General features: G+C 23.9%; 20 protein-coding genes, 1 tRNA gene and 1 pseudogene. 2 read left to right on the plus strand and 20 right to left on the minus strand.

Annotated elements, in window-relative coordinates:
- A pseudogene (locus F795_RS06605) lies at positions 1-198 on the plus strand (IS30 family transposase); the annotation flags it as partial.
- 184 nt (positions 199-382) lie between these two features.
- Here the strand turns inward: F795_RS06605 and F795_RS0101930 are convergent.
- From F795_RS0101930 to dnaX, 19 genes are all read right to left on the minus strand, one after another.
- Positions 383-682 carry a variable surface lipoprotein gene (locus F795_RS0101930; RefSeq protein ID WP_022936049.1) on the minus strand — a complete coding sequence of 100 codons (300 nt, stop codon included), beginning with the start codon at positions 680-682 and terminating at the stop codon, positions 383-385.
- 73 nt (positions 683-755) lie between these two features.
- Positions 756-2,141, minus strand: a complete 1,386-nt coding sequence (locus F795_RS0101935; RefSeq protein WP_022936050.1) for an MSC_0618 family F1-like ATPase beta subunit — start codon at positions 2,139-2,141, stop codon at positions 756-758.
- Positions 2,141-3,688: an MSC_0619 family F1-like ATPase alpha subunit gene (locus F795_RS0101940; protein ID WP_022936051.1), complete on the minus strand. Its 1,548-nt coding sequence runs from the start codon at positions 3,686-3,688 to the stop codon at positions 2,141-2,143. Before F795_RS0101940 ends, F795_RS0101935 begins: the two co-directional genes overlap by 1 nt.
- Position 3,689: 1 nt before the next feature.
- On the minus strand, positions 3,690-5,750 hold the full coding sequence (locus F795_RS06610) for an MSC_0620 family F1-like ATPase-associated subunit (protein ID WP_022936052.1): 2,061 nt from the start codon (positions 5,748-5,750) through the stop codon (positions 3,690-3,692).
- Positions 5,751-6,203 (minus strand): MSC_0621 family F1-like ATPase epsilon subunit, encoded by a 453-nt coding sequence (locus tag F795_RS03460; protein WP_022936053.1) that lies wholly within the window; start codon positions 6,201-6,203, stop codon positions 5,751-5,753.
- Between the two features lie 12 nt (positions 6,204-6,215).
- Positions 6,216-7,103, minus strand: a complete 888-nt coding sequence (locus tag F795_RS06615) for an MSC_0622 family F1-like ATPase gamma subunit (RefSeq protein ID WP_022936054.1) — start codon at positions 7,101-7,103, stop codon at positions 6,216-6,218.
- Positions 7,104-7,111: 8 nt separating this feature from the next.
- Complete coding sequence (locus F795_RS0101960; RefSeq protein WP_022936055.1) at positions 7,112-7,612, minus strand: MSC_0623 family F1-like ATPase-associated protein; 501 nt, start codon at positions 7,610-7,612, stop codon at positions 7,112-7,114.
- Complete coding sequence (locus F795_RS06620; protein ID WP_022936056.1) at positions 7,602-9,059, minus strand: MSC_0624 family F1-like ATPase-associated membrane protein; 1,458 nt, start codon at positions 9,057-9,059, stop codon at positions 7,602-7,604. The genes F795_RS0101960 and F795_RS06620 overlap by 11 nt, the downstream gene beginning before the upstream one ends.
- 59 nt (positions 9,060-9,118) lie before the next feature.
- On the minus strand, positions 9,119-11,386 hold the full coding sequence (gene mip / locus F795_RS0101970; protein WP_022936057.1) for an Ig-specific serine endopeptidase MIP: 2,268 nt from the start codon (positions 11,384-11,386) through the stop codon (positions 9,119-9,121).
- Between the two features lie 15 nt (positions 11,387-11,401).
- A complete protein-coding gene (locus tag F795_RS0101975) occupies positions 11,402-13,609 on the minus strand; it encodes a putative immunoglobulin-blocking virulence protein (RefSeq protein ID WP_022936058.1) in 2,208 nt (735 codons plus the stop codon).
- A 199-nt stretch (positions 13,610-13,808) separates the two neighbouring features.
- Positions 13,809-14,627 carry a hypothetical protein gene (locus tag F795_RS06625; protein ID WP_022936059.1) on the minus strand — a complete coding sequence of 273 codons (819 nt, stop codon included), beginning with the start codon at positions 14,625-14,627 and terminating at the stop codon, positions 13,809-13,811.
- Between the two features lie 21 nt (positions 14,628-14,648).
- Positions 14,649-15,209, minus strand: coding sequence for an NAD(P)H-dependent oxidoreductase (locus tag F795_RS06630; RefSeq protein ID WP_022936060.1), 561 nt, complete (start codon positions 15,207-15,209; stop codon positions 14,649-14,651).
- 80 nt (positions 15,210-15,289) lie between these two features.
- A tRNA-His gene (locus F795_RS0101990) sits at positions 15,290-15,365 on the minus strand.
- Positions 15,366-15,412: 47 nt separating this feature from the next.
- Complete coding sequence (gene rsmI, locus F795_RS0101995; protein WP_022936061.1) at positions 15,413-16,150, minus strand: 16S rRNA (cytidine(1402)-2'-O)-methyltransferase; 738 nt, start codon at positions 16,148-16,150, stop codon at positions 15,413-15,415.
- Positions 16,140-17,030 (minus strand): hypothetical protein, encoded by an 891-nt coding sequence (locus F795_RS0102000; RefSeq protein WP_022936062.1) that lies wholly within the window; start codon positions 17,028-17,030, stop codon positions 16,140-16,142. The genes rsmI and F795_RS0102000 overlap by 11 nt, the downstream gene beginning before the upstream one ends.
- A 2-nt stretch (positions 17,031-17,032) precedes the next feature.
- Positions 17,033-17,677: a dTMP kinase gene (gene tmk / locus F795_RS0102005; protein ID WP_022936063.1), complete on the minus strand. Its 645-nt coding sequence runs from the start codon at positions 17,675-17,677 to the stop codon at positions 17,033-17,035.
- Positions 17,667-18,278, minus strand: a complete 612-nt coding sequence (locus F795_RS0102010; RefSeq protein ID WP_022936064.1) for a toprim domain-containing protein — start codon at positions 18,276-18,278, stop codon at positions 17,667-17,669. Before F795_RS0102010 ends, tmk begins: the two co-directional genes overlap by 11 nt.
- A gap of 3 nt (positions 18,279-18,281) precedes the next feature.
- The gene (locus F795_RS0102015) at positions 18,282-18,569 is read right to left on the minus strand and encodes a YbaB/EbfC family nucleoid-associated protein (RefSeq protein WP_022936065.1); all 288 of its coding nucleotides are present in this window, start codon (positions 18,567-18,569) and stop codon (positions 18,282-18,284) included.
- Between the two features lie 9 nt (positions 18,570-18,578).
- Complete coding sequence (gene dnaX / locus F795_RS03470; protein ID WP_022936066.1) at positions 18,579-20,585, minus strand: DNA polymerase III subunit gamma/tau; 2,007 nt, start codon at positions 20,583-20,585, stop codon at positions 18,579-18,581.
- Positions 20,586-20,820: 235 nt separating this feature from the next.
- Between dnaX and F795_RS0102025 the strand changes: the two genes are divergently transcribed.
- A complete protein-coding gene (locus F795_RS0102025) occupies positions 20,821-21,231 on the plus strand; it encodes a hypothetical protein (RefSeq protein WP_129619129.1) in 411 nt (136 codons plus the stop codon).
- A gap of 64 nt (positions 21,232-21,295) precedes the next feature.
- On the opposite strand, the gene rpmF is transcribed toward F795_RS0102025, so the two are convergent.
- Positions 21,296-21,493 (minus strand): 50S ribosomal protein L32, encoded by a 198-nt coding sequence (rpmF, locus tag F795_RS0102030; protein ID WP_022936068.1) that lies wholly within the window; start codon positions 21,491-21,493, stop codon positions 21,296-21,298.
- Positions 21,494-21,542 lie beyond the last annotated feature (49 nt).

Below are 21,542 nucleotides of genomic sequence, written 5' to 3' on the forward strand. Positions count from 1 at the left end.
CAAAAAGGTAGTGATGAAAATTGAAATGGTTTATTTAGGAGATTCTTTCCTAAAGGAACAGATTTCAATGATATATCACCTGAAGAAATACAAAGAGTAACAACCCTAATAAATAAAAGACTAAGAAAAACTTTAAACTATAAATCAGCTGAAGAACTATATGTTGATGCTTATAATAAAACCATAGAATCATTGTAATATAGAAAATCATAACCAAAAAATACAGCAATTAAAAAATTGCAATTTTTCGTTTGCAATTTTTTAATATTTTAATTTGTTTGTAATAGAATAAAGTTATAAGCAACAAGCGTTGCACTTCATACTTCATTCAAGCACCTCAAGATTAATCTTGAGGTTTTATTTTATAAATTGATTAAATTTACTATAGTTTTTTTAATATGTCAATTAATGGGGTAACTGCAGCGATATAAAGAGTACATTCTAAATCAGACATTTTAGCAAATTCATCTCTTGATTTAATGTTCTTTTCTACTTGTTTAAAAACAGGATCTGCAGCATTGGCTTTAATTTTGCTATTGTATAAACTTCTTAATTCTTTTGATTTATTGTAAGCTTCTTTTTGCTTTGCATTAAGAATTACACATGATACTGCAGCAAGAGGTAAAGCAGTAGCTGTAATAATTGCAGCTGATGATAATAAAATTTTGTTTATTTTTTTCATTATATTCTCCTTTTTTGTATATATTAGTTATCTAATTATATCACAACGCCTTTAAATTATAAGTATTTGAATATTATAAATTTAATTCTTCATCAGTTGGAATGTCTTTATTAGAGCCAACATAAGAAAAAATTTCAGGGTTTTGTTTAATATATTTTCCTTCTAAAATTCTAATAACACTATCAACAGTATCTTCCATAGATACAAACACGCCCGGTGATTTAGTAAAGTGTTCAGTCATGAAGAAATTTTGAGTAAAGAAAGCTTCTAATTGTAATGCTTTTTTAACTATTATTTTACTTTCTTTATCTAATTCATCAAAACCAAGTATTAGCATAACATCTTCTAAATCTTTATAAGTTTTTAGGATTCTTTTTGCTTCAATAATTGCATCAAAATGTTTTTTACCAATTATTTTTTCATTAATTGAATTAGATGAAGAAGCAAGCGGATCAAATGCTGGGAAAATATTTTTAGCAGATTGGTTTCTTGATAAAACTAAATTTCCATTTAAGTGGTTAAACACAGCAACGGCAGAAGGGTCACTTAAATCATCCATAGGTAAGAAAATAGTTTGAAACGATGTAATAGATCCATTTTCATTTTTAAATAAACGGTCTTCAATATTTGAAACATCACTTTCTAATGTAGATTGATATCCTCCCACTGAAGGCTTTTTTCCAAGCGAAGCAGATACTTCATTTTTAGCTTGAATGAAACGATAAATGTTATCAATAAATAATAAAACATCTTCTTTTTCATAATCACGTAAATACTCAGCAGCAGTAATTCCAATTGGAACAATAGACATTCTTGCTCCAGGAGAGTCATTCATTTTAGAAATAAACATATTAGAATTTTTCATTAAATTTGAACTTTCTAATTCATTAAAAAGTTCTATCGCTTCACGAGAACGCTCACCTGAACCTATAAAGATATTTGAAGTTGATTTATACTTTTTATTAATATTGAAAATAATTTCTTTCATTAAAACAGTTTTACCAACTCCAGCTCCGCCAAAAATACCTAATTTGTAGCCTTTAACTATTGGCATAAAAAAGTCGATTGCTTTTATTCCTGTTTCGATGATTTCATTATTAGTTCCTAAATACCTGGTTTTATTAATTATTGAATTCATTTCAATATATTTTGGTTTAGTACCTCTATTTTTTAATAATGGCAAACCTCAAAAATTATAAATATTGTTTTTTGATTCCTTACCAATAGGAACTGCAAAACTATGTTTAGTATTTATCACTTCATCGTTTATAGATATATCTTGAGAAGTATATATTATAATTGCTCTAACTGTAGTTTCATCAACTATTCTTTGAACTAATAAATAAGTTTTACCGTCATGTAAAGTTAATAAGTGTTCAATTGAAGGAAGTGAATTTTTAGAAAATTCAATTTCAACAATATCAGATCAAATTTTAACGATGCGTCCTTTTTCAGCCATTATAAGTCACCTACTTTCTTAGCAATTTCTATAATCTCAGATTGATCCAAGTCCATAAAATCATGTTTGTAATCTAATTGTCAACCTAAATTAAAATAATTAGAGTATTGTTGTAGACAAAATGAAAAGTAATCTCTTGCTAATTCTTCATCTATTTTAATTCCATTTCTTACATTATTAAATATTGTTTTTGCTTGTTCATTACTATTTATTAAAATATTTAATAAGTTAAGTACTTTTTGTTCATCTTTCAGTTTTACACCTTTTAGTAAATCTCAAGAAATAATTTTTGTCATAAAAATAACAAAATTATATGAATATAAAGAAAAACCTCTTTGTAAAAACATTTTGTCAATTAGTTTTCCTTTTCTAAATAAAGTGGAAGTTTCTTTATTTAATTCATAATCCAACATTGCAAGTTTCATTTGATATTTATATTTTTTAAAGATTTTACCAATTTCTTTAGCTATCTTTGTTGTGTCTTGCGATTGTACAGAAGATCCTAATCTTGAAACTGATAAATCAATATTTATAGCGGGTAACTTACCAGAAGCAAATAAATCAGCGCTAGTAACTATTTGTCCATCAGTAATAGAAATAACATTTGAAGAAATTAAACTAGTAATATCTCCATCAATTGTTTGTAATATTGGAAGGGCAGTAATAGTTTTTCTATTAACAAATGAGCCAGCTCTTTCTAATAAAGAAGAATGCGCGTAAAACATGTTCCCCGGCATTGCTTCTTTACCAACAGGTTTATCAATAAGCAAAGCAATTTCTCTAAAAATATTAGCATGTTTAGTTAGATCATCAAACACAATTAAACAATCATCGCTATATGAAATATTTTCAGCGTGAGCCATTGCTACATAAGGTGCTAAATATTGTTCATATGCGCTACGCGAAGGCGCATCAATAATAATTGTGTTTTGTAATACATTATATTTTGCTAATGTTTCGTATATTGCAGTTAAAGTTTCACTTTTTTGGCCAATAGCCACATATATACATTTTGTATTGTTTTTAGCTTGATTAATTATTGTATTAATTGCAATATGCGTTTTTCCGGTTTGACGATCACCAATAATTAATTCACGTTGTCCTTTTCCAATTGGTATTAACAAGTCAATTGAAATTATTCCTGTATGCAATTGTTCATTTAAAGGTTTAACAGTCATTAAATCATGGACATTTCCAAAAATAGGATTTTTTGCTGCTAAAGACTTTATGTTAGTTTCCTTTAAACTATTTTGAGGTCAAATTATATTTCCATAAATATCAATAATTTTTCCAAAATAATTTTCTTTAGTAGATATCAAAAAGTCTTCTTTTGATTCTATTAATTCATCACCAATAATTAATTCAACATCATTTTTATTCGTTATTAAATAAGCTGAATCTATCGTTGCACTAATTAAAAAGAATTTAATATTTTTATCTCTTTTTAATTGAAAGATTTGATTTTGTTTGTAAGAATATTTTCCTTTTATTTTGACAATATAATCAAAAATAGCTTCTATTCTTAATGAAGTATTTGATTCTAACATATTAAACTCCTTTTATTCCTAATGTTATTAATAATGCACCTGTTGTTAATAGCGAAATGGCTAGTACCATAACTATTAAGGCAGCTATTAATAAATGTTTACTTTTATTATTTGTTTTTCTATTTTTTCCATTTAATATAAATAATATTATTGATGCTATTAACATAATAGTTGAAATTACTAACAATGAAATTCCGCTAGTCACTTTAATATTATTTTTATTTTTTGTATTTTCTTCTATATATTTATTAACTAAGTCATAACTTTTTATAAACTCAGTTTTAAATTTATTATCATTTTTAATATCATTATTTAAAGCTAACACACTAAATAATGAAAATGTTTGTTTGATTTTAGAAATTAAATCAATATATTCAGAATATCAATTTTCTAAATTAAATGTTCTTTGTCTAACCAAAGCAAATAGCTTATCAATATTTTTAGTGTTAATATCAAACAATTTTATTAATTGATTGTTTTTACCATTTATTTGAGATAAATTATTTAATATAAATTTTTGATTATGTTTTATTACTTCTTTAAATTGATATTGAATAGCTTCGAATGCTTGAGGAATTTGCAATCAAAAGCTATTTGAATTTATTTTAACACTATTTAAAGATGATAGAAAACTATATATTGTATATTTAGATAATTTATTTAATAAATTATTGTTATTATCTAACAATAAATAGTTATCATTAATTCTTTTATTTTCTAAGTCCTCAAATGATTCACTATTTTTTAAGCTAACTAATTCAGTTGCAGCATTAACATTATTAAATAATGCATTTTGAAGAAATTGATTTCTAATTGAATCATAATTAATTTTTTCATCAACTCCCAATGCTTTATATAATTTTAAAAATGTTTTTTGAACACTATTTATTTGGTTTTCTTTTAACTTATTTCAATTGGTATCTAAATTAAAAGTTATTTTATCCAAAATATATTGCTTATGTAAAATGGCATTATTTTTATCACTTATTTCTATCTTTATATTTTTTAGTACTTTTGCATTTTCATATTCAAATGAAATAACTTTATATTGATATCTTGTATTAATTGGGTTGTTAAAATAAAATATTTTATTTTTTTCATTAGTTTGCAATGAATCAAATTGATTTTTAATATTTAATAAGCCTTGTTGAGCATATTTGTGCGAAATATATGGAACTAATAATGGAAGTGTTTGAATTTTATTATCTAAATCTTGAATTCCAGGAATTTCATTTTTATCGCCTGGCACTATTGGAGGCAATGAAGGAGGTTGAGTAGGTTGCGTGTTTTCGTTTTGTTTTTCTTCAGCTTCTTGATTTTGTTTAAGATCAAATTCAACAAATCTTGTCTTAATTTTACTTGCAATATAAGTATTTCAATTATCAAAGTCTTTTGGCAAAGTAGTTACATATCTTCCATCGCTATCTTCTTTAAGTTCAACATCTTTATCAATAACTGGAACATCTTTTGAATCATAAATAATAGATTTTAATTCTTTTATTAATTCTGAAGAATATTTCTTAATTGTTTTTTCAAATATTTCTTTACTAAATTCATTAATTTGATCTTTTTGTGAAATTGTAATTTTACCATTAGGTTTAATTGCATTTACATAATCACTAGGATCAGTATATCCCGCTTTTATATTTTGGTATGTTTGCCCATTAAATTCAACATTAACTAAATTATATTTTTTATTTTTTGAAATAACATATGGCAAAACAAGATGAAAACCATAATTAGTTGGATGATCTTTAATATTGTTTTTGTTATCTTCAAAGTATTTTAATAAGTTTTTTAAGTACAATAAATTTTGAATTCTTACTTTAAAATCTAGTTCTTTGTTTGCTAATATTTGATCATACTTAGATTTTACATATGTAATTGCATTATCAATTACTTTAGGGATTAATGTTTTAATTTCATCACTAGCAAATTTATCAAAGTTGTCAAAATTGGGGTCATTTTTTTTCTCGGCACTTAGCATAACCAAAGACAAACTAGGTAAAATGCATAAAGAGGGCATTCCCAATATTAGTCTAAATTTTTTATGTTTATTCATTTAATTTTCCTCTATTAAATTCAAAATTTCTCTAAGATTCAAAATATAATGTTTTTCTTTTAAATTTTCCAATTCTATATATTCATCAATAGACAAACCAAAATTTTTCTTTAATTCTAATATATTAATTTGTTTTTTTATGATTGATAATTCTTTTTTAAAATTAATCTTTTTTAATAAAGAAATATAAAATTGCTTTGTTGAACAACTACTTATATTTATTTGTTGATTTTCAATTAAAATATTTGCATCCTTTAGAAATAAAAATAAATCTTTATTATTTTCAATATCTTTTATTTTTAATAAAACGTGGTCAAAGCTACAAATAGAATTATTTTCTAATTCGGTAAACTCATCTTCTTCATTAACATTTATAAATATTTTAACTTTAGGAGAACTATACTTCGTACCATTTAAAAATGCAATATTTAGTTTATAAAATTCATTTTTCATTTTATCTCCTTGTTACATATCTTCAAATGTTTTTTTATTTCGAGTTAGTAGTGATAATTCCTCTATTTCTTTTTCATTTTTAATTCTAGCTATTTGACGGCTTAATTTATTTTTTTGTTCATCAATTTCTTTAATGATTTTATTTGTGGTAACTAGTCCGCTTTTAGCACTATAAAATGATGATTCGCATATAAGGGCATTAATTGCATTTTGAATAAAAATATTTATTTCAGTATTAACAAACTCATTAATATTTGGATAGATTTTAAATTTAGTTATTTCTAAATTTTCTAAATACGAATTTTCTTCAGCATTATATGGAACAAATTTATCAAAATCAAATTCATTAATTGGTAATATAGTAAAAAAGCTATCATAATTTTTATTTGAATTAATAACAAATCTAACACTTGAATATTCTGCAGTGAGATATAACATTTTAATAACAATAAAAAGTTCATCTATTTCTTTGTCTTGAAAATTATTTTTTGCATATGATTTTAAAATATTAAACTTATTTTTTTGGCAAAATGATTTTGCTTGTTCGCCAATGGTTATAAAATCATCTTTAGAGTTTTTATTTTCTTTTAAAATTGTACTTTCATATCTTGAATATGAATCGGTTGAATATTTTTGTTCTTCAGTAATATATATTCATAAATTTTTTCTGCTTCATTTTTTAATAAAAAAACTTTTCTTTGATAATAAATCATTTTTTATGTCATATTTTTGTTGTAAATTTAAAATTAAGTTTTTATTAATAACTGCATTTTTAGTGTGAAATCCTAATTGTTGGTTTAGTTTCATAATCTTAATTAAAAAAATATTTTTTTCATTATTAACTTTTAACAAAATATTATTTAATGCTTTTTTCTTTTGCTCAATTACTTTTAAATGCATATCACATCCTATCTTTTTATATTTGCACAAATATTTTTATTGAATAAAATTTTTAGTGCATGAGTATTGGGCGAAACAAAAATAATGATGTTAGGATAAATTTCTAAATACTTATCTAAAGATAAAATTTTTCTAATATCAGAATTTAATACTTTTATGAAATTAGTATAAGCATTACTAAAATTTAAATCCTTAAAATTTATAGTCTCATTATTGGAAGGCTCTAAATTAGTAATCATAGGTACTAAAATATCACTTGAATATTTTAGGTTAACATTAAAAGTTATAATAAAATTTTCAAATAAAATATTGTATTTATTTTCTAAAGCCTTTTTAAAATCACCATCAAATTTTTCATAAATTGCAGATGAAAAACCAATATTATTTTTAAGCAATATTGATGACATAAATTTATCATATGAAACAAAATTTGAGTTAGATTTTGCACTTTCAAATTCTGAAAAAACATCAAATATGTTTTCAACTGGTTTTATATTATTATTTTTCATAGTTCTCCTTTAATTTATCTTTTTTAATTTTTGCAATTACTATAAAAAATTGAATAAGTATAATTGCTTCTATTACAAAAAGACATGTTAAATTTGTTATTAATATAATTTGAATCAAACTTAATTTTGAAAAAATAGTCATAAATAAATAATTTGAATATTTTTCAGAAGTTAATAAATAATTAATTCCAAAACTAAATAAAATAAGCTGAATCAACAAAATTAATACAATTGACATTATTAACATAACTATATTTATTTTTTTGTTTCTAATTAAAAAAACTACAAGTAATACAGTAGAAGCTAAAGAAGCAAAAAATACATTTAGTGTAATTATAAAGGCATTATTATTTAAAATTGAAATTGCAACCACTGATAATCAAATTAATATTTGTGATGTAATAAATAATAATAAATTATTTAAAGAACCTTTTATTTGAATTTTTTTATAGAAATTAATAAAAATATTAACTATTAATACAATAAAAATAAAAGCAATGTTGGTAAGGTATACATACTCTATTTTTTGATTATTACTAAATATATCTAACAAATTATGTTTATAAGCAAATAATCTAATATATCAAAGTAAGAATGAAATTACAAAACAAGCTAATAAATAAAGTTTATTTTTTAAAAGTTCAAAATTATATTTTTTATTGATAATTAAATTAATTGTAGAATAATTAGCACCAACAATTAAAGTTATAAGTACTAAAGAAATAAAAAACAATATAAATACATTACCTATGCTTTTAACTGTTAATAAATTATTTAATTTATTAAAAAAAGTATTTCCGTAAAATATTAAGTCTTTACTTTGGCCTAAATATATTCAGATATAAGGAAGAACTATAAAAATTATTGTCAAAATAAATTGAGAAACAATAGGAATTATTAAAACATTTTTGCTGCGGTATAATAAAGGCTCTAACTTTATTTTTTGAAAATAATTAGTAATTGAATAAGAAAGATTTACTAAAAATAAGACAAGTAAAAGTAGCGAAATATTTACAATTTTTGATGGTAATATTTCAAAGTAACTAAAAAATAATCCAAAGCTAATAATAGTTAATGACAAATAAATGCAATATCAGCTAATATATTTTTTAGCTGTTTGTTTATTAGAATAAAGATTATTATAATTTTTTGCAATTGAATAAACAAAAACAAAACCAAAAACTAAAAATCTAAATATGATTAAAGCATTTAGCTGTTCTAGTGATTGACTTTGAAAATTAAAAAAATATTTTAAACTGTTAGGAATTAACATTTTTTCTGCTAATATTGTTCGGTCTGAAAAAATTAATAATAAAGTAGACAAAATAACTGTTAAACTTAACAGTAAATAATTCAAAGTTTTCTTAATCTTTGAATTGCCGTTTGACTGATTAATTACTTCATTATCATATATCAACTTATTATGTAATATATTACTTTCATTCATGTTTATCCTTACATTATTCAAAAATAAAAGCAAAATAATTGCTTTTATTGTTTTTTAACTTAAAACTTATATTCATCAGGAATGTCATTAAGTCCATTTGAAAATAAATTTGTTTTTATTACTTGACCTTCATATTCTTTTAATAAAGCTTGACGGTATGAACTAATTTGATTTAGTCCTCCACCATAAATTAAATCATATTGAGGCAAATTATATGTACCATATAATCCGTTGTAATTGTGACCTTCTGATCTAAATGCTGCAGCCAAGCCTGTATGAGCAGAAATGTTTGAAATATGGTAAATACCAACTATTTCATTATTTTGATTTCTTACACTTGATCCAGAAGCACCGCCTACAGGCGCGTAATGTCTAATTAAATATTCAAGACCCATTGCTAAATATTGATTATTATCATTAGATGTATATAATTTATCTCCAGTATGTGGCGCTGAAATAAATGAATCTAAAATGCCTGGTTTATTTGTAAATGAACGATAACCTAAAGCATAAGATAAATAATTTCCTCTTTTTGCACGTTCATCCATTGAAGCATCTTTGCCTAAATTATCATAAAATCTATAATCAGAATTAGTTCATAAACTAAAATTAAATTGCGTTCTATATTTAATTTGATCATCATCTGAATATTGTCTTAAAAAATAATCTCCAGTCGAATTTGGATAACCAACTGCAAATAATTCATCATAATTTTTAAATCATTCTGGATTATTTTTAGGAGCTACTAAAGGATATTCAATTTTTGAATAGTCTTTTAAATATGATTTTGATTTAAATTTAATTCAATCATTTTTATTTGCTTCGTTTGCATAATCATTTGTTATTAGTTTTGCTAAATTATGTACATCTAAGCCTGAATATTTAGAAGTTAAATCACTTAAGTTTTGGTTTAGCATATTTCCAGAAACACCATCTAAATTTAATTTTTCAAAATCTATTTCAAAAACAGAAAAATCCAAAAATTCTTCAACATTGTTATACTTGTTCTTTTGATTTTCGGTTAGATAATCACTTGGCTTGGTATTTAAAAAGTTTCTTGCACTATAAATAGTTTTGAGTCCATTATTAACAATAAATTGATTGTCCTTAGAGTTAAAAGAAAATCTATTAAAATTATCATCTAAGTTTGTTAATCTAAAAGTAGTTTTTGTTTTAGCAGTTTTCATTAATTTTAATAACGAAAAATTAACTGAATTATTTCTTAATGCATCAGCAACGTGTAAATTTGTAGCGAAATATCATTTTGTAGGATATTTTCCATCAGACCTTTTTTGATAGTCCATAATTCACATTGTCCCTGAAATAGTTTGAAATTTATTTTCACCTAAATGATTAGAAATAGTAATACCAAAAGTTTGTAATGCCGTTCTTAGGTATTGTTCGTTAGGCAACGTTCTAGCTAAACCATTTATTTGATATATATCTCTATTTCCTAATGCATCAACTCATGAAGGTCCTTTTCCCATTTCATTTTCATAAAATGAGAGACCTTTAAAATTACCATGTTCATCATATGTGGGTAAAGTAAAACCTTTTCTTGCAGCTGATTCATATGTATCTTGATTATTAGCTATGGCTTTTGCGTTAAATTCCTTAACGTTATCCAATAATGCGTTTAAATCCGGTCTAACTTCACTTAAAGGCGCATTTCTTTGTTGTCTAGTTAATTCAGCTAAATATTTACTATTATCCAACTCATATCTTTTTTGTTGGTCTGCTTTTATATATTCGGCAATTCTATCATTTGAATCAGGTTTTAAAGTTTCAGTACCATCATTTGGAATTCTTCCATTTTCATCTGCTCCATAAGGATTAGTATTAAAACCTGAAACTTCAATATTTTTTTGATAAATTTGATTGGTTTTTTTATCAGTTAAAATTAAAGATAATTGAAATTTACCAGTTTTGTTTGCTGTTTTTTCGTCTAAAATAACGTCATTTATTTGAATATCTAATTCACCATTATTTTCTTTTTGAATTATTTCTATACCTTTATCAAAATTATTTCTAATTTGTGTAGGATAAATATCTTTATATTCTTTATCATGTAGTGTTGAATCTTTTAACTTAAAGTCAAAAGTTTTGCCTAGTTCTACTTTGTCAACTATTTGTTTAAATTCTTCTGATAAATCACTATATTTAGAAAAATTTTTATTTGGTTTGCTTGGGTCTTCTTGAGGCTTATTAGGATCTGGATTATTTTTATCATCTTTTTTAGTTTTGTCTACACAACTAGCAGAAATAATAGGAAAAACAGGAAGCATTCCTAAAGATAAAGATAATAATAAAAATTTATTTTTTTTCATTTTAATTCCTTAATTCTAAATAAAGTCAAAATCATCATCAGAAGTAGTAACATTGTATCCAGCATTTTTTAATTGCACTTTTAATTCATTAGCATCTTTATCTACTTCAACAGTTCTATTTTTTAATGATTCTGCATATCTAAACAATATGTTTAGGTTTGAAAGCCCTTCACTATTTAATAATTTTTTACCAGTAATTTTAACTTTTGTTGTTAAGTTTCCATTACTAAATAAAATTTTAGTTCTTGGAGGTGTTGGTTCATTTAATACTAAATGTTTATTAAAACCTGCTTCATTCAATTCTTCTGAAGAAATGTCAAAAGCACTACCAGAACTATATAATTTAACTCTTCTTAATTTTCTTGGTTTTGAATTAGATGATTTAAATTTATCATGGAAATATAATCCACGCAATGATCTAATTTTCTTAACTCTACTTAAATCAAGTCCTTGAGGATAACTATTTTCAGATTCTTTGTTATCAGGATTTAGACCTGGACCAAATCCACCTTGAAAAATAGGTTCATTATTTCTCACTCAATAAACCATTCTAAGGCCATCATTAATGCGTTTTAATTTTTCATCTAGATCTATTCCAGTTTCATCATAATCTGCTTCATCAAATGCTAATGTATCAAATGTAATTCTAGTTGCAATGTCGGTTCCGGGTTTATATTCAAAACTTACATTATAGTCATTGCTATTGATTCATTCAACATTTCTCAAAGCATTAGGATTTAAAGATCATTCATCTAATAATGAATTACCTAAAGTATACAATCCAAGTTCTTTAATTCTTTTACTTTGTAAGGCTATTAAAGAAGAAGTATTAGCAGCATTAGCTGAGAAAAATAATTCTAACAATGGTAAAGTATCAGGCAATGCTTTGAGAATTTCTTCAAATCTTTGATTTGAATCAAATTTGCCCATATTTCTAATTCTATATCCGGTTACATTAATATTTTGTTTTTTTAGTTCTTCAATTATCTTTTTAGCTTTTTCATATCCTTGATCATTTGAAGCATCAATATCAACAATATAACCTTCGTTTAAACTTCCTTGTTCAGGAGTTTTTCTTGTTAGTTTATTAACTACTATACCATCACCATCAGAAAGACCATATTTTTTAAACTCACTAGTAACATTAGTTTTAGTTCAACCAGGATATTCCCCATTTTGAGTTTCTCAAGCGCTTCTACCACGTCATTCATTATAGCCAAAAACACGTCTATTTTTATTATCGTTTTGCATTCTAGATGTTACAGTATTAAATCCATCAACAGGAGAATAAGCATAAGAATCTATTTCGCCATTTTCATTAATATAAGCATTATCTTGATCAGGAGTAAGCCCTTCTTTTAAATTTTTATTTGCACCATTAGATAACTTAGTAAATTTATTGAAATCTAAATTTGTATATAATCAGGCATATTTGTGATCTTTAGATTTAAATTGTTTATTAAGAAATTCAGATTTTGCAGGTTCCTTTAAAAAATTAACAACATTTGGTGAATCAAATAGTCTTTGAAACTTTTGTCATATTCTATCATATCAATAACGGTTATTATTAGCTATCTTTTCTATTTCATCATCACTATCAGCATATTTTAATAAATCACTAACAGAACTTTTAATTCAATTAGGCACTAAACCGTTCTTTGCTTTTTCTAAACTATTTTTTCTAAATTCTTCAGTAACATGTATATTTTTAATTTTTCCAACTATTTGATTAATATATGGATTAGGGTTTTGAAGATTGTTTTGTTTATCATATTCAAATGTTTGTCTTGGAGAAGGCTCTTCAATTTCCGCATCTACCCAAACACCATTAATTAAAAGTTTAACAATTTTTGTTTCTGGCTTAGGAGTTGGTTTAGGAGTTGGAGAAGGTTGTGGAGTTGGAGTAGGTTTGGGAGTTGGTTTAGGGGTTGGAGCAGGTTGTGGAGTTGGTTTGGGGGTAGGAACTATTTTTTCTTCTGGAATAGGAGCAGGTTTGGGGGTTTCTTTTAAATTATTATCAGTATTTGAAGGGGAAGCATTTTCATAATCTAAATTATCTTTAGGAATTAAATTAGCCTTACCATCAGTTTTTTTAGTAATAAATCTATTTGAACTATGTGAACTAGATGCGTAAAAAATAGAACTTATCATAATTGATGAAGCAACTATTCCACCAAAAGTGCATAATAAAACTTTATTTTTTCTTTTTTTAAAAAATTTCATAGTGTTGCCCCCCCCTTTCTTAAAAAATTTTTCCTAATCTAATAAATATATTTATATGTTAATATAAACTAATAGCCAATTATATACTATTTTGGAAAAAAATTCCATAATTGAGGCAAGGCCAGTAAATACATAAATTACATAATATTTTTTGTAATAAAAAATAATTTTTAAAAATGTAAAAAAATAAGCTCGTAGCTTATTTCTTTAATTTCGACATTCAATCATAATTGGCAATATTCAATTTAATTTTTAAATTTTCAATTTTATTATTTAATAGGTCACTCTTTTTAATTTCTATTGAATAATTATTAAATGTTGTTTCTACATTTGAATTATTTTCCAATAAGAAAGCATATAAATTTATATTTAAATTTAATTCTTTCTTTTCCCTTGAAACATTATTAACTTCAAATTTAACAATTGCTTTATTATTAACATTAAACTCAGTAACAATATTTTTAATATTTAATAAGAAAATTACAGAGTAATTATTAAAATAATCTTTAGTGTATTTTAAATCAAATTTATTTTTAATATTATTTAGTTCTACATTTTTAGAATTTGAGGCATCTCAAAATTGATTTGTAAACTTTTTATATTCCTCATAAGTATTTAAAACAACAACGTTATTTTTCTTAGCAATAGACTTATTATGATTTAATAAACTATTTTTTATTTCATCTTCACTAACATCATTTTTTAAATTTAAATTAAATGCATAATTTAAAAAATTAATCCTTTGATTTTTATATTCTGTTTCATCAAGAAAATCTGGTTTTTCAAATTTGAAATTTCTATCTTTAAAAAATTTATTGCTTTTTTCAAACTCAGAATTATTTGTTGAATCATAAATATCTAAAATATTTATATCAGATGCTAAACTAAAAATATTAAAACTCTTTTGGTTTAAATTAGTTATAATCGATTTAACTTCTTCTTTTTTTGTACAAGAAATTAATACTGGTGAAACCATAAAAGGTAATATTGATAAACTAGCTAATAAATGTTTTTTCATATTTTTATTCCTTTTTTATTGCTATTTTATTTTCTTTAAAATATTTTCGATAATTTGTTGTCTTTGATCATTATTTTGTAAATAAACTTTGCCAATTCTTTTAGCGCATTTTAATTTCATTCCTGTAAATCAGCATAAAGCATATTTAAATGTTGTAAAGTCCGAATTATGATAAACTATCGTTGTAAACCATGCAGGCGCATCACATGTAGAAAAAATTCTTACAGTTTTTCCTTTTAAGAGTTTATCTCATCCTTGATCGTTTTTATGATACTTGTAAGCAAATCCTGGTTGAAAAACATTATCAATATATCCCTTTAATAATGCTGGAACATTTCCTCATCATAATGGATAAAAGAAAATAATTTCATCTGCTCATGTAATATTTTCTTGTTCTTTTAAAATAATTTTTTTATTTTTTTCAGATGGATTTAAAGATAAATTTAAATCCATACCTAAATCAATAATGTTTACTCTTCTTACATTATGTCCTAAGCTAATTAATTTCTTTTCATATGCGCTACAAATTTGTCCATTAAAAGAATCTTTAGTTGGATGCCCTAAAATTAAATAGTAATTCATTCTAACTCCTTATTTATTTTTGTTTCGTAATTTATTATCTCTATATATAAATTATAATACAAAAAAAGAAATAAAAAAAATGGGGCGTGCGAAGGGGATCGAACCCTCGAATGCCGGAGCCACAACCCGGAGCGTTAGCCATTTCGCCACGCACGCCACATAGTAATTTTTATAAAATAATTACTGTTTAATTTTATCATAAATTAAACGTTATTAATATTTTTATACTTATTTATTTTTTCATGCTTTTTTTCTTTTGCAATTGTAAACACTAAGGTAAACTCGCCCTTAATATTTTCACTTTGTTCTTTTAATAAATTTAGAACTTCAAGAGGTGAGCCTTCAAATTCATTTTCATGTAATTTTGTCATTTCCTTTATCAAATATAATTTAACATTTTCGCCATGTACTACATTAAAATCATTTATTGTATCAATTAATTTATGAGGAGATAAATATGCAATGTAAGTACCAAAATTTAGTGACTTTAACATTGCTTGTCTTTGAGAAGATTTAGGCGCTAAAAAACCAAGAAAAGAAAAGACGTTACTTTGGTTCGCTTTGATAAAGGCATGTATTAACGCGCAGGGGCCACTGATTACGTTTATGAATATATCTTTATGCTTTTTACATTCGGTGATTAAATTGAATCCAGGATCATTTACTAATGGCATTCCTGCGTCACTAATTAAACATAAATTTAAGCCGCTTTTAATGTCAAAAATTATTTTTTCTAAGTTATTTTTTTCATTAAAAAGATGAAAAGAAATTAATTTAGCTTTAATATTTAAGCCTAATAAAGAAAACATTTTTTTGCTTACACGAATGTTTTCGCATAAAATAATATCAGCATTTTCTAAAGCGTGTATTGCTCTTAAGGATATGTCTTCCAAGTTTCCAATAGGTGTTCCTACAATATTAAATACGTATTTATTTTCCATATAATTCCTTTAGCTTAATAATAAACTTAGATTTTTGTAACTTAAAATTAGCATTAGATGAAGTTGATAATTTAATAAAGTCCTTAATAATTTTAATTGCTTTGGTATATTTAAAATCACTTTTAAAACTTAAATATTCATTTGTCTTTATGAAATTAGTTGAAGAAATACCATTCGAAAACAAACAATAAAGTTCTGCATAAAATAATTGCATATATGAACAAATTAAATAAACATTATCTATAGTAATACTTTTATACAAAAATAACATTAATTCAAGAGGATTGGTTCTAGCTAAATATAAATAATCACTAAGTTCATTTAAAGTTGCAAGATTTTCTTTGCTACTATATTTATCAATTAATTCATTGTCATCTGTAATTAAACTTATAAAATTAATAAACTTGTCTTTAGACAATGTTTGTTTTTCACGATTTATATTTATTTCAAATGATCTTGAACGAATTGTTTTGAGCACTTTATTTTTATTATTAGTAGTTAATAAAACAATTAAATTATTAGGTACATTTTCTAAAAATTTTAATAATGCATTTAAAGAAGATGGCGAACCATTTTCAATATTTTTGATGATTAATATTTTAGATTTATTATTTTTTATCATTGTAGATTCAGTTGAATTTTTAATAGCATTTATAATATCTTCTTTTTTAATGCTATCTTTTTTGCCGTCAACTAAAAAATAGGGATCAATAAAATTTATCTTTTTCTTTATATCAAATTGTTCGTTATTTATTTTATTAATAAAATGAATGATATATTTATCCATATTAATATGAGGTGATGAAATTAAAAGATAAACTTGTGAAAGTTTATTTTTTTGTATTGAGTTTTCAATTATTTGATAATAACTATTATTCATAGTTAAATAATTTCCCTTTCTTTTAAGATTTTTAAAGTTTCTTTAAAAAGATCTTCCAAGGTAGATGATGAATTAATAATAACAAATCTTTGTGGATCATCATTAATGACTTTGTAATATGCTTCCCTAAGTTTTATGTAATATTCAACATCTTGATGTTCAAGCCTATCAGTTTCAGTTCTTAATGTTTTAAGTCTTTGAATAACAATTTCTGGTTCTAAGTCAAAAAATATTACAAGATCTGGCTTTGTATGATTTGTTATTAAATAATTTAAATCTCTCACTGTTTCAAAACCAGCATTGCCTAAAATACCTTGATATACAAATGATGAATAAAAGTAACGATCTGAAAAAACAATTTTTCCTTCTTTTAATGAAGGTCAAATACCATGTTCTAAATTAAGTCTTCTTGAGGCAACAAATAGTAGTGCGTCAATAATAGGCGAAAAATTATTTTCTTTATCTAATATTAAGTTTCTAATTTTTTCAGCTTCATTAGAAAATGTTGAACCTGGTTCTCTAGTAAAAACATATTTATCTAGTTTATGTTCCTTTTCTAAATATAATTTTAGCATATTGATAATTGAAGTTTTTCCTGCACAATCCATACCTTCAAAAACTATAAAGTTGTATTGTTTATTTTTCATTGCTATTCCTCTTTAAATTAATTTTATTATCAAGTGATTCTTTTAATGTTGTGGGATCAGCATACTCCACAGAGCCATTTAAAGGTAAACCTGAAGAAAGTTGATAAATTTCTAAATTCTTAAAATCTTTATACAATATTTTTTTAATCATTTCCATTGTAAGTCTACCTATAATAGATAAATTAAATGCTAATATTATTTCATTATAACTTTTGCAAAGTTTTTTAAGCTCGTCTATTAATTTAAAAAAATGATCATTGTTTTCTTTTAAGTCATAAAATGTATCAAAAACAAAATATTTACCTTTATATATTTTAAGTTCTTCGAATTTATCTATATCAGCACTTTGTTCTACTACCATAAGTTTCTTATCTCTTGTATTATCTGAACATATATAACAAATATCTTGATTATTTAAATAATTACAAATAGAACACTTTTTTGTTGATCTTTTGAAATTCAAAATTAAAGAATTTAAATCTAAAATATTACTTTCAGAACATTCTAAAAAGTATTCAATAATTTTTGATATTTGTTTTTTAGATAATGATGGTATTTTTTTTAATTCAAAAAATAGTTTCTGATATAGTTCGCTCTTCATATATTAAAAACCTGCTGGTGCAAATTTAGCATTTAATGCTTCTTGTTCTTCATCAATTATTTCTAAAACTTCATTAACTGCGAGTATAACTAAATCTCCAATTAATTCAGGTTCTTCTGGATCAACTAATGCTGGATCAATAATAACTGATTTCAATCTTCTACTTCCTAGCATAACAACAACAATACCGTGTTTTTCAACTTTAAATTCTTTGACATATAATTTTTCTGTTTCTTTGGCAAGTTCGTCTTGTAATCTTTTAGCATTTTTCATCATTTCATTTATATTCATAATTTCTCCTTAATTTACTTTCTTTTTGATTTCTTTAGTACCTGTAAAATTAGTTTTGTCAAATGTAGCTTCTGCTCATCTTTTTAATTCACTAGGTCTACCATTAATTTTTTCTTTGATATCATATAGCTTTTTAATTTTTCTATTTGTATCATTTTTGCCAATATTTTTCCATCACTCTGTTGCTTCGACTTGTTGTTCGTGTGTAATTGCAAATATGTGTACATATCTACCAAAGACTTTTTTGATAACTTCTAGAATATCTAAATCGTTTGCGTTAATATTTAAATTTTTTACTTTACTTTTAATGTTTGAAGTAAAAACAATAAAATCTTTGCCTGATAAAATTACTTTCATATCTTTTAGCATTGACAAAACAATTTGATCACTTCTACCATCGCTTAAAGTCTTATCCATTAGAGATAAAGATAATTTATCTTTATCCTTATATTTAAGATCTTCTTTAGTTTTATCCTTTTTTTCAATTTGGTTGACAAAAACTAGATCATGTAACAGCTCATCGCTAATAAATTCATATTTTGCGCCAGGCATAACTTCTTCATTAGTTTTGTTAATTTCAATAGGATTTGTTGTAGTAATATCAAGGGTTATTGTATTTTCCTTAAAATCATTCATTTCAAATTCTTCAGTTTTTTCTTTTAAGATTAACTCATCTGTTTTTTGTATAGCGTCATCAATATCAACTGAATCAATAATGGTTGTCTTATAATCAGATTTATTAGAGATTGAACTAAATGAAAAAATGTCGTTTAGTTGAGATTTATTTCTAGATTTTATTTTTTTAGTTGAAGTGTCTTCTTTTAATTCTGATGCCATTTGAAAATCTTCTTCCTCAATATTATTTAATTCTGTAATGTTTTTGTTGCCGAATGTTTTAATTTCCTTAGGAAGTTCAATTTCATTTGTAAAATTTTCATCATGAGTAGAAAGTGTTGCTAGTTTAATTAAACCAAGTTCTAAAGATTGTTGCGGTAAATCAGATAATTTAATTTCTTTAAATAAATTAATTAATTCTGCAATATATTCACGTGCCTTATCATTAGATATATTAATTTTTTTACATTGATCTAAATTAATGAATTCTAATAATTCATTTGAATGTGTTTGGGTTATAACAATAAAATCTTTTAGTACATAAATCAAAGAAGATACTAATCTTTCAATATCCGCACCATTATCAACTAATGTATTACTTAATTCTAAAATTTCTTTTACTTTATGAGCGGCAGCTAAATTAATTAAATTAATAATATTTTCCACATTTGTAATTCCAAAAAGTTTTTCTACGTCTTCTAATTTTACAACTCCATCGCCAACAAAAATAGCACTTTGATCAGCAATAGATAAGGCGTCTCTTAAACTTCCATTGCCTAAAGAAGCAATTAAATTAATAGCTTCTTTTTCATATTTAATATTTTCTTGATCATAAACTTTTTTAAGATGATTAACAATGACTTTTTGTTCAATTTTTTTAAAATTGAAACGTTGAACACGGCTTAAAATAGTTAAAGGTATTTTTTGAGGGTCGGTTGTTGCTAAAATGAAAATTGCATGTTTGGGTGGCTCTTCTAAAGTTTTAAGTAATGCATTAAATGCTGCTTTTGAAAGCATATGAACTTCATCAATAATATAAATTTTATAACGAGAGTTAGTAGGTAAATGTTTAATTTTTTCTTTAAGTTCTCTAATATCTTCAATACCAGTATTAGAAGCCGCGTCAATTTCGATTATGTCTAAATTTTTATCCACATTATTAATACAATTTTCACAAGGTATTAATAAATCATTAGAATGCATACAATTAATTGTGTTGGCAAAAATTTTGGCCACCGAGGTTTTTCCTGTGCCATGTGGACCACTAAACAAATAGGCATGTCCTATTTTTTGCGATTTAATTATGTTTGTTAAAGTTGTAATAATATGTTCTTGACCTTGTACATCAGAAAATTTATTTGGTCTATATTGACGATACAATGCTAAATACTTATTTTCCACAATAATTTCTCCTTATCAATGTATGCTTATAATATTTAATATTTAATTATAATATATAATTATCTTATATTTAAAGATTTTCATTTTTTAGAAAGGTTAATTTAAAATGCAAAACAAAAATTTAATGTTAAATAATGAAATAAATAAAATTGAAAAAAGAAATTTTATAACTTATTTAGTGACTAATTTGTTATGTTTGATATTTGCTATAATAAACTTAATTTTTATTAGTCTTATGAAAATAAACAGCAATGAAATAAAAAATTATAATAAATATAGTTATTTATTATTATTTCAATTTATTTTAAGTTTAATATTAATTACGCAATCTTTTACTTATTTTAAAAAATCTGATGAAGCTGATGAAAAAAATAAAAAAATATTAATTGTTTTTAGAACTAATATATTACTAATAATTACTCTTTCACTTTATTTTATTTTTAGCGTGTTTATATTTTTTAGTTTTGTAAAGTCTTCGATAAAAGCTAGTGAAAGTGAAATTAAAACTATAATGGAAAGAACTAAGACAGTAAAATTAATTACATTAATTATATTGTCCATTTATTTAACTTTTATGCTTAATAATTTAATATTGTTTAGCATAAAAAATAAAAACTTATTTATTAAAAAAATAGTTAATAAATAATAAAAATCCGAAAGTTTAGTTAAATTCGGATTTTTTACTTAATTAGTTAATTGAAAGATATTTATTATTTGATTTTATCATTAAGAGCTTCTTTAATGATTTTTTTGCCTTTATAAAAACCGCAGTATTTACATGCTTGGTGTGGAATAATTTGTTGTTTACAGTTCTTACATTCTACTAATGTAGTGGTTTCTAATGCATGATGTGATCTTCTTAATGCTTTTCTTTGTTTAGAAGTTTTTCTCTTTGGTACTATAGCCATTTTAATCTCCTTTTATTAATTTTAATTATTATGTACTTATTTTATAAGT

This window comes from Metamycoplasma orale ATCC 23714, assembly GCF_000420105.1.
Classification (GTDB): Bacteria; Bacillota_I; Bacilli_A; order Mycoplasmatales; family Metamycoplasmataceae; genus Metamycoplasma; species Metamycoplasma orale.